The organism is Peptoniphilus sp. BV3AC2 (assembly GCF_000478945.1).
Taxonomy (GTDB): Bacteria; Bacillota; Clostridia; order Tissierellales; family Peptoniphilaceae; genus Peptoniphilus_B; species Peptoniphilus_B duerdenii.
On sequence record NZ_AWXD01000028.1, the window covers coordinates 1 to 16955 of the forward strand.

At 34.0% G+C, this 16955-nt stretch carries 11 protein-coding genes and 2 CRISPR repeat arrays; all 11 genes read right to left on the minus strand.

Annotated elements, in window-relative coordinates; all coding sequences use genetic code 11:
* Window positions 1-8 precede the first annotated feature (8 nt).
* Window positions 9-1255: a CRISPR direct-repeat array (repeat unit 28 nt; unit sequence GGATCACCCCTGCGTGTGCAGGAACATT).
* Window positions 1256-1735: 480 nt separating this feature from the next.
* Window positions 1736-3040 carry a protein kinase gene (locus HMPREF1252_RS06960; protein WP_023060007.1) on the minus strand — a complete coding sequence of 435 codons (1305 nt, stop codon included), beginning with the start codon at window positions 3038-3040 and terminating at the stop codon, window positions 1736-1738.
* 395 nt (window positions 3041-3435) lie between these two features.
* On the minus strand, window positions 3436-4281 hold the full coding sequence (locus tag HMPREF1252_RS06965; RefSeq protein ID WP_023059991.1) for a KilA-N domain-containing protein: 846 nt from the start codon (window positions 4279-4281) through the stop codon (window positions 3436-3438).
* Between the two features lie 184 nt (window positions 4282-4465).
* A CRISPR array of direct repeats spans window positions 4466-6693; the repeat unit is 28 nt; unit sequence GGATCACCCCTGCGTGTGCAGGAACATT.
* A 20-nt stretch (window positions 6694-6713) separates the two neighbouring features.
* Window positions 6714-7601, minus strand: a complete 888-nt coding sequence (gene cas2e, locus HMPREF1252_RS06970) for a type I-E CRISPR-associated endoribonuclease Cas2e (protein ID WP_023060012.1) — start codon at window positions 7599-7601, stop codon at window positions 6714-6716.
* 2 nt (window positions 7602-7603) lie between these two features.
* Window positions 7604-8548 carry a type I-E CRISPR-associated endonuclease Cas1e gene (gene cas1e / locus HMPREF1252_RS06975; protein ID WP_023060003.1) on the minus strand — a complete coding sequence of 315 codons (945 nt, stop codon included), beginning with the start codon at window positions 8546-8548 and terminating at the stop codon, window positions 7604-7606.
* On the minus strand, window positions 8545-9183 hold the full coding sequence (gene cas6e, locus HMPREF1252_RS06980) for a type I-E CRISPR-associated protein Cas6/Cse3/CasE (RefSeq protein WP_023059989.1): 639 nt from the start codon (window positions 9181-9183) through the stop codon (window positions 8545-8547). The genes cas1e and cas6e overlap by 4 nt, the downstream gene beginning before the upstream one ends.
* A gap of 8 nt (window positions 9184-9191) precedes the next feature.
* Window positions 9192-9890 (minus strand): type I-E CRISPR-associated protein Cas5/CasD, encoded by a 699-nt coding sequence (gene cas5e, locus HMPREF1252_RS06985; RefSeq protein WP_155804248.1) that lies wholly within the window; start codon window positions 9888-9890, stop codon window positions 9192-9194.
* Window positions 9883-10962, minus strand: coding sequence for a type I-E CRISPR-associated protein Cas7/Cse4/CasC (gene cas7e / locus HMPREF1252_RS06990; protein ID WP_023059992.1), 1080 nt, complete (start codon window positions 10960-10962; stop codon window positions 9883-9885). The genes cas5e and cas7e overlap by 8 nt, the downstream gene beginning before the upstream one ends.
* A complete protein-coding gene (casB, locus tag HMPREF1252_RS06995; RefSeq protein ID WP_023060016.1) occupies window positions 10955-11554 on the minus strand; it encodes a type I-E CRISPR-associated protein Cse2/CasB in 600 nt (199 codons plus the stop codon). Before casB ends, cas7e begins: the two co-directional genes overlap by 8 nt.
* Window positions 11538-13268, minus strand: coding sequence for a type I-E CRISPR-associated protein Cse1/CasA (locus HMPREF1252_RS07000; protein WP_023060015.1), 1731 nt, complete (start codon window positions 13266-13268; stop codon window positions 11538-11540). Before HMPREF1252_RS07000 ends, casB begins: the two co-directional genes overlap by 17 nt.
* A gap of 3 nt (window positions 13269-13271) precedes the next feature.
* On the minus strand, window positions 13272-16019 hold the full coding sequence (locus HMPREF1252_RS07005) for a CRISPR-associated helicase/endonuclease Cas3 (RefSeq protein WP_023059996.1): 2748 nt from the start codon (window positions 16017-16019) through the stop codon (window positions 13272-13274).
* A 357-nt stretch (window positions 16020-16376) separates the two neighbouring features.
* Window positions 16377-16955, minus strand: coding sequence for an HD family hydrolase (locus tag HMPREF1252_RS07010; protein ID WP_023059987.1), 579 nt, complete (start codon window positions 16953-16955; stop codon window positions 16377-16379).

A 16955-nucleotide genomic window follows, 5' to 3' on the forward strand; every position in this document is an offset into this window, starting at 1 on the left:
CGTAACTAGGATCACCCCTGCGTGTGCAGGAACATTGCTGTACATAGTGCCGTCTTTTTCTAAGTATTGGGATCACCCCTGCGTGTGCAGGAGCATTAAGTTTTGGTTAAAAATGCAACGGAGTTAAATAGGATCACCCCTGCGTGTGCAGGAACATTATCTTTATTTATTAGCTCCAGCCGTCTTTGTAGGGATCACCCCTGCGTGTGCAGGAACATTCTAGGATTAATGATTCCAATTTTGATACTCTGAGGATCACCCCTGCGTGTGCAGGAACATTTCCTTTCATCTAGTGCTTTCTGTTGCACTGGTAGGATCACCCCTGCGTGTGCAGGAACATTTTACTTGGTCTTTATCAGTAACCGCGATGTAGGGATCACCCCTGCGTGTGCAGGAACATTTCCCTTGAGCGTACGCATATTCTTGGAGTGCTGGGATCACCCCTGCGTGTGCAGGAACATTCAGTACTTGCAGGATTGCTATCAGATGCACTTGGGATCACCCCTGCGTGTGCAGGAACATTTGATAATTCATTATTCCTGTAACCATTAGCTGAGGATCACCCCTGCGTGTGCAGGAACATTATGTTACAATTATAGAGAACTCTTTGAATGTTAGGATCACCCTTGCGTGTGCAGGAACATTCAAAACTATACACATTATCGCTTGCAAAGTCGGGGATCACCCCTGCGTGTGCAGGAACATTAAGAAATTTGACTTAATCGTCGCAAATTATCCAGGATCACCCCTGCGTGTGCAGGAACATTTACCTGGGTTAAGAGCCGCCATGTCTTCCGCCAGGATCACCCCTGCGTGTGCAGGAACATTCTAGGGTTAATGATTCCAATTTTGATACTCTGAGGATCACCCCTGCGTGTGCAGGAACATTTACAACAATACCAATTACGGAAATTACGTGGAGGGATCACCCCTGCGTGTGCAGGAACATTTCCTTTCATCTAGTGCTTTCTGTTGCACTGGTAGGATCACCCCTGCGTGTGCAGGAACATTCAGATGACCTCAATATGAGTACTCTAGTAACTGGGATCACCCCTGCGTGTGCAGGAACATTCCTCAAGTTTACCATTTTCAAATTCTGTCTCTGGGATCACCCCTGCGTGTGCAGGAACATTCTTTCTCTTTGTCCGCCTGGTGAGTCCGGGTCAGGATCACCCCTGCGTGTGCAGGAACATTTCCAGTAGAGGAAACGATTTGGTCAGAAAATAAGGATCACCCCTGCGCGTGCAAGAACATTAGGGTTCCCACACCCATTGTTAAGTCGTATAGTTATATCAATGCTTATAAATACTAAACAATCTTCTATTCAGGTGGACTATTAATCCTACAAACTGGGATTTCTATAATTTCTATATTATCTATTCACAAAATATGAGGCAAATAATTGGAATAATAATAAATAATTCCATCACACCAATTATATTAAGAAATGCAAATAACTAATACTTATTCTTTATCACTAAAAAAGACCCAATACTACAACCAGTACAGAAGCATATAAAGAAATTGCTGAAATATTATTAACTGCTACTGGTGATGCTAATTGTGACATTTGAAAAAGTAATAAATAAAATTGTAATGATAAATCTTAAGTTTTTTATATCTGATTCCCTTTCTGCTTATGAAATACTCTTCATATAAAGCTACCGAAGAGTTTGTTGATTATAAAAAATTCACAATACTTTTTAGTTAATTCTTATTGTTTAATACGTTATTTTTAAACATATGAACGTACATATTCTGAAATCAAGTCCTCTCCCCAACATAAAACAACTTTTTCTGAAAAAAGTTTAATTTCATTTTTAAATTCAGAATATAATTCTCCATCTTCTTTATAGAATATACGAAATAATTTTGATATTGTATTTTTTGAATAAATATGATAATTAATATCTACATTGCAATACTTTTCATTATCATTTGCTGGATTATAATTAATAGAAATATAAATTCTATCAAAACTTCTACTGTAAAGATAATGTGCAGAATTATGTTCCATATTTATCGAAGTATAATCTACTCCATTTTTAGATTCACTTTTATATTCTAATAATATTGTAGAAATTAAATCTAAATTATAGAAATTATTCAGCTTTTCTAAAGCTTTAACAAAGCATATGCTAAATGTATTAACTAGTAAAGCATTTTTTTCTCTTATTTCTTTTAAATCTATTTTTCTTTTTTCATTGTATTGTCTAACTTCAAACTTTAACTTTTCATCATTATCTATTTTTGTTTCTTTAAGAAAATTTTCAATTAAGTTAATTAAATTATCATAATCCGGCCTCTCTTCAGGATTAATACTTAAACAAATTGATATAATGTTATTTGCAAAAATTATATCTTCATTATTAGCAAATTTTTTTACTAAATTATATTCATCAACAAACCAAAAATTTGATGGTAGAAAATCATTTTCTACACCATTTATCATATACCAAATGACTTTTCCAATTGAAAATATGTCTCCTTTAGAATCAACATTGCCAATTCTTCCTCTTTCATATTCTGGAGCAATAAACATTCTTGGTCCAACTGCTATTTCGATTTCAGTCAATCTTTCTTTTTCTTTATCTAAATAACAAATCCCAAAATCTGTTAAAAACAATTTATAATCTTCTCCATCTTTTTCATATAAAATATTATCTGGCTTAATATCCCTATGATAAATAGGATTTTTAAATTTTGAGATCTTATTCAATGCACGTAAAATAGGCAAACATAGTTCTAAAGTTTTTCTCACATCACCCTTTGTGTAACATAATAAATCATTAATATTACCATCATATTTTTTCATTTCTATATAAGATTTTTTAATGTCATTAGAATCAACAAAAACATCATAAACATCTATTACACCATCAACGTGTTTATCTTTAAAAAGTCCCATTATTTCTAATTCTAATTTAAATCTCTCTATTTTTTCTTTAGAAGATGTATTCCTTAAATACTTTCTAGCTTTTAAATCTTCAATAAAATATATATCAGAATTTCCACCTTGTTTATCTGCTTTTACTTTCATTGTAATTTCCCCTTGCAAAATAATATATATATATATATATATACTAAATTATTGATTTATAAATTTCTTTCTCTGCTTTTTCTCTCACTTTTGTAGCTTCTTTATATTCGTATTTTCTTAAATTTATTTGTTTACCTCTAAAATGTTAAATCTAACTTCTTAAATAATTTCTAAATCTGAAGTTATATCATGTAAATAGTCATAAACACTATTGTCAATTTGATGATTAAACATACTAATATTCAATGTTAATAAATGAAAAATCCCGCTCCCATCAAACTTTAAATTTACTTTTTAAAATTTTAAAATTCAGTTCTCTTTGCACTATTTAAATTATGTTTTCTTGGTTAAATACCCATACAAATTCGAATTTATCTATTTATTGCTTAAAATAATTATTTCTTTCCCTCTAATTTTTTAATATCACTTTCACCAAGTTTTTTAAGTGACATTAATTGTGTTCTAGCAAGATTTCTTAGCTCTATCATTCTTTCTTTTTGATCCATACCTTTACCAATAAGAATTGCATTATAGCTTTCCATATTTGCAAGCACCAATAACTCATTTAAACTTGCATAGTCTCTCATATTACCTTTTAAATCCTGATTTTCTTCACGCCACTCTTTAGCAGTTTTATTAAATAATGCTACATTTAGCATATCCGCTTCACTAGCATACTTGAATGATAATTGTTCATTGGTCAAATCTTTAAGAAGGTGTTCTTTTATTGCATCTGTATGAATTTTATAATTAATTTTTGATATTTCTCTATGAAGATTCCAAGTTAATGATAATCTTGAGTTTTCATCTTCTTTTAATCTTTTGTAATCTTGAATAATATATAGCTTAAATTCTGGAGAAAGCCAAGATGCAAATTCCATAGCTATATCATAATGAGCATACGTTCCTCCATATCTGCCTGCTTTTGAAACTATACCTATAGCATCTGTAGATTCTATCCATTTTCCTGGGGTCATTGTGAATCTATTTAGTCCCGCTTCACTTCTAAACGTGTCGAATTGCACACGGTTAAAATTTGGATTATTAAGTGCTTCCCATAATCCTATAAATTCAAGAGTGTTCCTATTTCTCATCCAGTTTTGAATAACGAATCTTGGATCATCTGTATTTTTATATTTTGCTATATCCGTTAAGCTTATATAATCGTTTTTAAAATCTTCAGTATAAATCTGAATTGAAAATCCCTTAGCAGAAATTTGCTCTTTATTGATTTTTGACATTTTACTCCCTCCTTATACTGGTGCACTCTTTAAATAATTATTATATAATCATTACTCTAAGCAGCACACCAATTATTTTTTTCGAGTTTTAAAATTTGGTAGAAGTCTTGAACTCCTTATATTTACATAACTATTTGCCTCTATCACTATTATGACACGAAACCCACAAGTAGGGTCATACACAGGACCACCCCTGCGTGTGCAAGAACATTGTAAAAGCTTCTCTATTGGCGTTTAAAGCCTCGGGATCACCCCTGCGTGTGCAGGAACATTTGCTTTTCCTGCACCATGACCAGGGTCTATCATTAGGATCACCCCTGCGTGTGCAGGAACATTATAAAGACTATGTCACCTTCATTAATATTTTCGGGATCACCCCTGCATGTGCAGGAACATTACTTCGTTCTTACATCTTTTCTTTCAAATTTAAGGATCACCCCTGCATGTGCAGGAACATTCTTTTTCAAGAACTCCTGTTGCCAGAAATTCAGGGATCACCCCTGCATGTGCAGGAACATTTCTAGTCACCAACTTTAATTCTCGCCATTGGAGGGATCACCCCTGCGTGTGCAGGAACATTTGAGGGTTATCCACTCCAGGATATACATTGTCAGGATCACCCCTGCGTGTGCAGGAACATTCACAGAAATTCCTTCTGGAAATTCTTGTTCCAGGGATCACCCCTGCGTGTGCAGGAACATTCTAGATGAACTTGCTAAACCTAGTGTTGACTTAGGATCACCCCTGCGTGTGCAGGAACATTTTGTATATCCAAATTGGCTCTCCTAGTCGTTCAGGATCACCCCTGCGTGTGCAGGAACATTACTCAAGGTTACGTCAATTCAGAAGCAGAAAGAGGATCACCCCTGCGTGTGCAGGAACATTGCTGTTTTAGCTTTATTGCATTTTCTGTTCTTAGGATCACCCCTGCGTGTGCAGGAACATTCGTAGATATCTATTATCTAACATTTCAATCTTTAAATCACCCCTGCGTGTGCAGGAACATTCGTGATTGGATCTTTCTCCGCCGCTTCTTCTAGGGATCACCCCTGCGTGTGCAGGAACATTTTACTTAGATAAGGTATGATGTTGACTTCTCCGGGATCACCCCTGCGTGTGCAGGAACATTCATTTGAAAGGAGAAAATAAATGGCAAATAAAGGGATCACCCCTGCGTGTGCAGGAACATTTAGGTATACCTACTATTGATAGTATAGTAGGTAGGATCACCCCTGCGTGTGCAGGAACATTATATAAACCTCAGTTTGAAGAATTTTCAGCGGAGGATCACCCCTGCGTGTGCAGGAACATTAACTGATCTAGGTGACTTTTGGGAATATCTTTAGGATCACCCCTGCGTGTGCAGGAACATTTCTAGGTTTTTTTCGTGGTCCTCTATTAGCTTGGGATCACCCCTGCGTGTGCAGGAACATTTCAATGATTGATTTAAAATCATTGGTGAAATCAGGATCACCCCTGCGTGTGCAGGAACATTGAATTAAAGGTTCCAAAGAGCCAGTATAACAAGGGATCACCCCTGCGTGTGCAGGAACATTTTTTCTATTTTTAATTTATTTAATTTGATTTGCAGGATCACCCCTGCGTGTGCAGGAACATTTAATCTACAAGTTCGAGGACTGGGCGCCAACCGGGATCACCCCTGCGTGTGCAGGAACATTCCATTTGTTGATCTGCTCTTATATTAGCTATTGGGATCACCCCTGCGTGTGCAGGAACATTGTCGAGTAAAGTCCCATTAGTGGTGATATCCAGGGATCACCCCTGCGTGTGCAGGAACATTGAATTAAAGGTTCCAAAGAGCCAGTATAACAAGGGATCACCCCTGCGTGTGCAGGAACATTCAGTTGATCCTTTGCAGATCCTTTCATCTCGAGGGATCACCCCCTGCGTGTGCAGGAACATTCCGCTATTACTTCTTTTGCAATTTCTCCAACGGGGATCACCCCTGCGTGTGCAGGAACATTAAACGAAGAAGAAGACAGAAGAAGAAGGGGGTAGGATCACCCCTGCGTGTGCAGGAACATTGCCAAATTTAATGGTGGAATAGTCCCCTTTGGGGGATCACCCCTGCGTGTGCAGGAACATTCTGACGTCTTAGAAAAGTTAGATAACTCTACAGGGATCACCCCTGCGTGTGCAGGAACATTCTTAGAACACTTGTAATAATTCCGGTTTACCCGGGATCACCCCTGCGTGTGCAGGAACATTCGATTGAATCAGTTACCGATGATGGTCAAAAGAGGATCACCCCTGCGTGTGCAGGAACATTTTTCTTCAAGTGTTTCTCGTCGAAGATACCACAGGATCACCCCTGCGTGTGCAGGAACATTTAGCTTTTGAAGCTGCTCCAAACAGGATGCTTGGGATCACCCCTGCGTGTGCAGGAACATTACTTAAATTTCCTCTAATTTTCAAGGTTTTATTTTTGAAAATTCTTGAAATTTTTGCACTTTCTCTGAAAGTTCATATATTAATTTTGAATCTTCGAGTGCTCGATGAGGAACTTTTTTGTCGATCCCATATTCTTTTAATACTGTTTCTAGTTTATAATTTTCTAAAAAGCTTTTTTCTCTTTTTACAAAATCCATTAGATCCCATGTTTTGTTTGTCAGTACGTCTAACCCATTTAACTTTAATTTTCTATTTATAAATTTTATATCAAATTTTATCCCGTAACCTACTAAATCTTCTAATCCTATAAATTCTTTCAGTTCTTTTAAGATTTCTTTTATGTTTTCTCCAAATTCCAATTCTTTGTCCGTTATTCCTGTTAATTCTATTATATTTTGAGGTAGTTTGGTATCTATTTTAACTATTTTGTGAAATTCTTCCTTTGAATCACTTTTGATAGCTCCTATCTCTATTATTTTATTCGTTTTTTCATCGAGTCCATCTGTTTCAATATCTAAAAACACAAAAGTTTTTTCTGAATAATTATTTCCAATACTTGTATACTTTTTGGATTTATGGTATTTAGATGCGTTGCTATATCCATGACTTTTAGCATCTTCTTCTATTTCTTTTGACTTTATAATTATTAATGGTATTCCTTCAAAATCTATTACCTGTCTATCTGTGTTATGGGTTTCAAAGTTATATCCAATTTCATTTCTATTGTAGTAAGATAGAGTTGCCTCTCCTATTCCAGAGCTCTCTATTACTCTATTCCATAGCTCTTCTCTTACTTTACTGTTGAAATTACCTACATATACTCCTGTTGCTATTTCTTGCATCCATTTAGTTAAATCTCCTCTTAAGGATTTTGGCGTGTTTTTCAATGTTATTACTGTGAATGGCATGTCTAAATCTCTCTATAACTTATTCCATATTTTACTAGTTTTTCTTTGTCATCCCATAGATTTAAGGAGTCTGTTTCTATATAGTTTGGATCTTTTTCATCTATTTCTAGTAAGTATTGGACATCTTTTACTATTTGAGACATAATTCTACCGTCTACCATCTCATCTCTAACTCTTTTTCTAGTTTCTGAGCCTATGTCTTCGCCTTCTTTTATGTTTTTTGCCATTTCAAATGATATCGGTATTGTCAGTTCTGCTTTATATAGATCGGCAATGTCATAGATAAAACTTTTGTCATGGCCTGTGTGGACAAATCCAAGTCCAGGTGACATTCCCAGTGCTACTACTACACTCATGACTACTCCGTATAGTGATACGTTTGCTGCTGATAGTGCTTGATTTACTAAGTTTGAGTTTTCAAAGTCATCTGGGTCATACTCTCTTCCGTCCCATTTTATACCTGTTTCTTTTGAGTATCTTCTATAGACTCCTCTTACTCTGGCTCCTTCTCTTCCTCTAAGTTGATGCATCGTAAGTTTACTTACGTCTTCGCCTGGAAATCTCATCTGATACATTTTTCTTGCTACTTCTAGTCTTGACCTGGTATTACTTACTAGGCTTGCTTGTTTTTCCAAAAGTTTCGTTGAGTGGGCAAGGGGTCTACCATATGCATAGTTTCTGACCCCTCTTTCTCCAACCCAAACGATGCTTGTGCCTGTATCTCCGATTATTTCAACCGCTCTATGACTAATATCTGTGCCTGGGCCCAAAAGTAATACTCCTATTATAGCAACTGGAATTCTTATTGTCCCTCTATAATCTGTTATGGTTATAGAGCTATCAATCTTGTTTATTTTTGCATGTTCTATATAGATAAAACTAACCCTGTCTCCTATTCTAGGTAATTCCTTTAGTTCTGTTTTTTTAGCACCTACTTGTTTTTTCATCTTATTACCGGTATTACAGTCATCATACCAAATCCATAAGCTTTTTTCTTGCCTATTCCGTTGGTAAGTGTATTTTTGAATTTTTCAACGTCTGTTATGGTTAATTCGCCTTGGTATTCTGCCTTTATTAAATCCAATTTAAATCCATTTGGTTTATATAGTGTCTCGAAGTTACTTTTAAGAATATAGAAATCTTTGTTATTTAATGAAAACCCATTTTTTTCACTTCTGTCTATCAAATATTTAAACTGTTCATCTTCCTGCAAAAGCGGAATTACCTTTCCCCTTCGAAGACTTCTATCTGAGATTGACTTGTTAGGATTTAAAACTACTCTGAATGTCATTCTATCATTATTTTTAAATGTATTTAAAAATTCATCATAATCTTTTGCCTGCGCTGTCCCATTTACTCCGTATTTTTCTAATATTTCAAAGTCAGGTTTATCTTCACTAACTATTAGTAAATAGTTTTTATTTTTTAATCTATCTACTCTCCATAGTTTCCTTTTTCGTTCACTATTTTTAATTTCTTCTGGGAAGCTTTGTTCTACCCAATTATGAAAAGCACCTAAGTGATTTAATTCTTTTAATGCCAATCTATTTTCATAGTCTATTTCAACTCTTGATAAATACATCTTTCCTCCTAGAAATTGAAAGCATCATGCTCTTCACTTAATGTAACTACGTATCTTTTTTCTCCTCTGTATCCGAATCTTCTATTTTTTTGAGAAAAAGATTCTACTCTATCTTTTCTAAATTTACTTACGGATTCTTCTAATAAATCTCCGTCTATATAGACTTCTAAATCCACCTTACTCTTGTCTTTGAAATCTCTTTTATACCAGTTTCCTGCTTGCCAGCTTAGATTTTCTAAGCTCTCTATTACTCCTAAGTTTGTTTTGTCTAGTATAAAGTCTGGATTTATAGGATTAGATCTCTTGCCGAAGAATGTTTGGAAGTATGGATTTTTAAGACTTTGCTCGATTAGATCTATGAGATTATCTTCTCCACCTATTGCAACCACAAATATGGCATCTTCTAAATAGTATCTATTGGTTACATAGTTTCTTTCAAATCTTCCATCTGGTTTATATGCAGTGGCTATTTGATAGTCTCTTAGCAAATTCCCTCTTTGATCAACTCTTACCGCAAAGTCTAAATCATTTAATTTTTTTATTTTTTCATCTTCGTGTCTTCTATAACCGAAGCTCGCAGCTATCATACCTATTACCGCACTTTTAGAAGGATAGAAATCTGTATACCTGGTTTCAAATTTAGAGTCAGTTCCCCAGGACTGAAGTGGTCCTGCAAATTTCAATAATAGGGTTTTCAATCTATTCACCTTGACTTTCGTCTATGACTTCTTCTAATTTTTCTCCTAATTTTGATAGTATATCTTTCATGCTTTCTGCTTTTTCAAATTCATCTGATAGTTCTATTGCTCTGGTACTTAAAACGATTGTAAATAGTGGTTCTTCTACAAATTTTTCTACTTCTTTGTATTCCTTTGTAAGTTTTTTTATAGACTCCTCCACATACCCTTCTTTAGATCTAACTGGTTCTTCAAATGCACTTACTAAGCTTACTGGTCTATCACTTCTAATACTTACCATTATGAATTGTGGTAATGTTTGGTTTGCAAATGAATTTAACATTCCTGTTGGAAGTGAGTTTGAAAAAGCTTCTACAAAGGCTTTTAATGCGTTAATTGTAGATTCTTTATCTCCAACTTGATTTAAGAAATCATGCACTGCTACATTTGCGTATCTATACATGGTTGATGAATTAAACTCTATCGTTCCAAGCATACCTGCTCCAGCATTATCTTGTGGTGATAAGTCATCTACTGCAGTATAGAAATCAAATTCTGTTTGAATTTCATGGGTTGAAATTGAATGGGCTACTTGACAAGATGCGTCTTCATTTAAATATGGATCGTCTGCTACCATTCTTCCAAACAAAGCTATGTCTATGGCTGGGTTTGAATTAAAAATTTCTTGAATGGTCTTCTTATCTTTAACACCTTCAATAGCTGCTTCTGCAAGTTTTACAGCTTGAATTTCTCCTAGGAAAAAGAGTGCTCTTACTTTATTATCTTTAGTCTTTATTCCTCCTAGGTTGAATATTTCGTCAGCCATTTTTATTGCTTCTTCCATAGTTATAGAACTATCTATGTTGTTTATCTTTTCTGCAACGTATTCAACAACATTAAGAGATCTTATACCTACATTTGTTTGAGCAGTGTTCTTGTTGAAGTATTCTCTGATTGCTTTCTTCCATGATTGAGAGCTTACTCTTGCTCTTCTAGCTCCGCCATATTGGGCTGTCTTAGGGCTTCCAGTGTCGTCCCTATTGATATTTGATGGCGGCAAAGTTTGAACTGCGTGAATGTCCATAAAAATTCTTTTATTCATTTTCTTCTCCTTTTGAAATATTTTTACTATAGTATGCTCTTGACCAATTTAATCTTACTCTTTCATCGTATCCTCTTGCAAAATCATAGAGGTCCTTTGAAAGTTTAGGATAGTTAATCTTAACAATATCTTTTGAACCTTTTAATATTTTGATTAACTGTCTTAGGTGATTTGATAATTCTTCAAATGATTGTGAGGTTATCATTGCATTAAACCTTCTATCTAGTGATAAAAAGTTATCTTCTGTTCTAATTTCTGCTATCGATTCACCTACATTGTCCCATCCATCTTTCTTTTCCGTATTATTTACCGAATAAACTTCAGATTGTTGATGTATCGCATAAAGTTGTAAAGTTGTTAAGATGGCATTTTCTTCATAAGTTAGTTTACTGTATTTAGTGTAAAATTCTTCTGGAATAAACTGATACAGAAGCTTTATTCCTTCTAGATTTTCTGCCGATGGTCTACCCACAGAATTTCTAAGATTGGAAAGTGTTGCTTTGGTTTTTGATAGTTCTTTACTTTCTTCCAAACTAAAAATTATCTTGTTCGTTGTGGAATAAACGAGTTGTCTTTTACTTGGATTCTGCATATTCCTCCTCCTTTGTCTTTATTTTTTTATCTAAAAAGTATTTAAACCTGGAGTATGATTTTGCTAAATTTTTTATGCAACTTTCTGTTATAGGCTCATTTTTTCTTTTAACGATTATACCTTTATACTCTCTTGAACCAGACTTTAAGGCTATCTCTTCTGCTGATTTTAAAATTAGGCCTTTTACGATTTTTCTCCATTCGAATACTTTTTCTTCCTTTGATGATTTAATATCTATAGAGGAAATCCAATCTCTGAAAGGGTGGTCGATGATGTAGTACATTTCACTTATATTTTCATCTATAAAGGCGGTGCCTTTAAATCTTCTCATATCGCTTATGTCAGCTAGTAGATTTCTATATATTACGCTCACCGCAAATTTTGTTTCTTCGACCAAATCATACACAATATTATTCCAGCCATCATTTCTGTCGTCTGTTATTACAATTTCATGTATATCTAGCCTATCATATATCTCTCCCACTGGCATCCAAGACGTTGCATTACCATCGTCCTCCATTGATATAGCATTGATGGTAATAATTTTATCCCTTCCAATTATTTCAGAAATTTCTGAAAACCATCTTATTACTCCAGGGATTTGAACATTGTCTTCACCACTTCCTGCTAAAAATATATTTCCAAAGGATCTCCACATGGATTGATTAGAAATATGTTTTCTAGGTGTGAAACTATCTTTGTTAGGCCCCTGTTTATTTTCTCTATACACAGTCATCGGCTCAAGAAACATATCTCTATGGTCTATGTCTGGAACTTTTACCACCTGCATTTCAAATGGTTTTTCTACATCTGTTTCAGGATTTATATAGATTGCCCTACTCCAAGTGGTGTAAAGTTCTGCAATATTGTCAGGATCGTTTTTTACAAGATATCTATCTATGATTTCCTGTCCAGAATATTCCCAGCAAGGTTTCTGTTTCTTATAATAAAAATTATCTCTATTCCCAAGAATTGTATTTAACATAAGAGTTTCAAAGATATTGTCTCCTTCCAAGTATATCCCACCGATATCATATATCCACCCTTTTGAAGCTGTATACTTTTCTTTTCCAAAAATAACTTTGTCCGAAGTTCCTACATAACCTTGAAATGTTATTAGCCATCTTGCTATTTCATCTTCCGATAAAATTTCTTTGTTATTTTTGAGTTCATTTTTAGGTGAAAATAAAGCGATTTTATTTCCACTTTCAGATATTACCCTGTTCATAGTCTTACCTGATATGGTCGTCGGATTAGCTCTACTTATTTTATCCTCAGCGACTACATCAGAGGTGACTTGATAGAAAGGATATTTATCATCGAATAGATAAAATCTATCCCTCCATCTTTCTAAATAATCAAACATTATTTTTGAATATTTCTTTTCTTTCCAAAGATCTGACCAAGTAGATCCCAGTTCATACTTATAATCTTCACTATCCTCATCTTCTACCTCTTCAATCTGCATGAGTTTTTCATCTACTTCGAAAAATTCATAGGGATCTCCGTTCATTCCAAATCGTGAATACACTGTTTGAGGTATAGCAAGTAAAAATCTTAGCAATGCAAACTTTTGAGTTTCGGTATCTCCACCCAAAGCTAAATAACTACTAGCATTTTTAAAAAGTTCTAGTATTGACACTTTTTCGATGCTTCCTTTTTCATTTAAGATTACAGGTATCCACTTTTCATCCAGTAAATTATACTTTCCCATTTTTCACATCCTTTCATACATAAGCCCTAATTTTTCATCATACTTTAATCTAACTCCATCTAATAAAAACTCACCTTCCTCATCGAAAATTATTCCTAGACAACCTTTTAAAAAGGATTTGTCTTGCCAATTTCGTAAATATTTATTGTTGTAATTTTCTAAATTTAATATTAGCCTATCCACCTGAGTTGAAGAAAATGTAAGACCCGAAGGAATTCGAAGTGTGTGTTTTGAAATCTCTCTTAAAGTCTCTATATTTTCTAAATCCTTTGATAGATCTAGTTCATCACCGAATACACCGTACCCTTCATCCAATTTTTTAAGAGCTATAACTTCAACTGTCTCTTTTATATCACGAACTTGAGCATAGATTTGTTCTTCTGATTTTCCTGAAAAATCTTTAGATGTAGTGAACATCCCGATAAGATTATTCACATCAGTAAACCTACTCCTTTCATATGGCTCCCTAAGTTTAAATGTTTCAGCTCTCTGTTTTTTGTTTTTAGTATATGCTTCAAATTTATATTTGTAATCTTTGTAAATCGGCAGTAATTCTTCCTTAAGTTCAATTTCTGATTCTCCATATACTTTTTGAACTAATGGAGAAATATCTTCTGGTATATTAATTTTATCCGGTAAGAAATACTGAGTTCTGGTTAAATTATATCCATCATAAACTGCTATTGATTCTTTTTCAAAATCAAGGACATCTGATGTTCCAAGAACATAAAATTTTGGCTCCTTAAATATTTCTGGCCTTATATTTTTATGTCTATGTAGTCTTCCCATCCTTTGAATAAGTAGATCCATCGGAGCAAGATCAGAAATCATCACATCAAAATCAATATCTAGGGACTGTTCAATCACTTGAGTTCCAATTATTATTTTGAATTTTGGTCTGTCTTCAATCTTTCCACCGATAATCTTCATCAAATTCTTTTCTTTTTTTATTCTATCTGTGGCTATAAATGATGAGTGCAAAAGCTCCACATTTTCTTCGCCAAATTTAGAGATCAAGTCTTTTGCTATTTCTTGAGATTTCTTTACCGTATTTACAACTATCCCGATTACTCCACCTTCCTTAGATAAATCTTCAACGAGATTTAATAGATTTTCTGAATCTTCTCTTATAATCTCGATGGTCTTACTATGTTTAGTCTTAAATTCATCGAAAATTCTCACTTCTTCGCCATCTGTATATGTTATAAGTGGATAAGAATCAGTGTTTAAATTTGAAAGTTGTTTTTTTATTTCTATATTTTTAACTCTTTTACCGATTAGATAATTTTTTACAAGTTCCTTTCTTCTTTCTGAAGGAAGGGTTGCTGAAAGTATAATTATCGGTATATTGTAAGTTGCTGCCCACTTTATGGACTGATATAAGTAAGAAGCCATAAACGAATCATAGGAATGGACTTCATCTATAATTACTACTTTCTTGCTGAAACCGAGATGTCTTAAAAATAAGTGTTTCTGTTTAAGAGACATCATAAGAAAATTATCTACCGTTCCAACAACAAAATCATCGAGGGCAGAAGTTTTATTTCCAGAAAACCATTCATTTACAAATGTTCCTGGAGTAAAATCATCTTCGTAAATATTTCTTGAAAGATGTCTATAAATATCATTTAAAGAAGATTTCCCATGTTTAAGTCTAATAGGAAGCTTTTCTCCCATATCTTTAGAAATAGACTTTAACCACTTATCATTAATTCTTGGAAATATTCCATCACTTGTTGCTTGAGTTGGTAATCCGAAGAATAGCCCACTCTTGCCAAGCTTACAGGCAAGCTGTTCTGCTGCGATTAGTGATGCTTCTGTCTTGCCCATTCCCATAGGTGCTTCGAATATAATAATCCCTGGTTCATCTATTTGTTCGATAACATCAAACAAAACTTGTTGTTCATACCTCGGAGTATTAAAACCAAATCTTTTTTCATAAATCTTCGAAGCTTCATAAACATCTTCAGCAATCCAAGTATCAGACATCCTCCATTTATTAAATCCGTCGATAATTCTACCTTGAGGATTACAAGCACTTTCATCGTCTATTGGTATGAGAGGAAAATAATATTCGTTGCTTGCAATCCAGTCTGCCATGATTAAAAGGCCTGTCAGTAACATCTGTACCGGAACTGAAATCTCAGGAATATCTTCTACAGAACTGTATCCAGATTTTTTTAAAGCCCAATTAAATAATTCTTCTTGCGCCTTTTTAAATAAATTATCGCTACTGCAGTTCTCTTCACCGTAATAGTTTGCAGAGTATGAACTGAGTTGCAACTCGATATCTTCTAAAGAATTTACAGATTTTCCGTGATGACTCCCAACTATAGATGAAACATCTCTTTTCACACCAAATTTTTCTAATATTACTTGACCCGCAATAGAGTGATGGCTTTTATTTGCATTTGCTAGTTCTAAATTATGTATTCCTTTAAATCCACATCGTTCAAGTTTAATTAAAACTTCGCTATCTAAATCTTCAGAGTTTGTAAAGCTTTTTTTAGTTACAAAGTTAGCAGTTACTTTTCCAATGTCATGAACATAGGCTATAAATGTAGCAAGCTTCTTTCCATCTTCTTCACTTATTAAATTTTCTGTTATCATCTTCTTCTGACTATCATCAAGCCATAGCTCCCAAAGTCTTCCTATAATTCCTGCCGTGTCTTGAAGATGATCAATTACTGAGAGCCATTTTAAAGTTCCATCTCTGTCAGATTTTTTTGCCCAGAATTTTTTTGCAAGCATATTATCTCCCTTTTATTAAATTCAAAGTAATACGTTTCTAAAATCAATATACAACATTTAAAATATAATTGCAACTATAATTTTAAATTTTATAAAATATTTTTTGAGTAATAAAAAACCCGCTTATGCGGGCACTTGAGAATTGTCTACTATACAATCCAAAGTAATACAGGATCACACCTGCTCTGCAGGAATACAATTCTTCTTTTCATTATATCATTTTATAATTTCTTTATAAAGAACTCTAATAGCTTTGTTTTCATTCTTTTAACTTTAGTATTTCTAATAATATTAAACTTAAACTAGATATTTTTATTTTCGCAAATCTATATTAAATATAAAGATTTTAATTAAATTTTACTTTTCTTTTCCCAAAAAGTAATTGTCTATAATACCCTTTGTATATTCATAGAGCTTTGTAGAGATTTTTTTCATTGGTTCGATTCTTTTGTAGACTTGTTCTATTTTTATTCCGTGTTCTTCCCAGGATCCTCCACCTCTGTAGTAGTTGAGCATGATTGGTTGGAGTCTATCTATGGTATTTGCAAATAAGGAATCGTCGGTTTCTAGATTATCAAACTCGAAAAATAGATCCATAAATTCTTTTTTCTTTTCGTCGTCAAGGAGACCGAAGATTCTATGTGCTGCCTTTTTTTCTCTGTCTTCTTTGGTTTTATATCCTTCGTAGTCATAGGCGTAGGTATCCCCTGCATCTATTTCTACTATATCATGAATTAGAAGCATCTTTATTACTTTGGATTTATCGATCGGTCTGTCCGAATAATCTGCTAGTACGTCCGCCATAAGTGCCACATGAAATGAATGGGCTGCATCGGATTCGAACTTACCAGTTTCTATTACTTTCGTCTGTCTAAATACAGATTTCATTTTGTCAATTTCCACTATAAAATCTATTTGTTTTTGTAATTTTTCCAT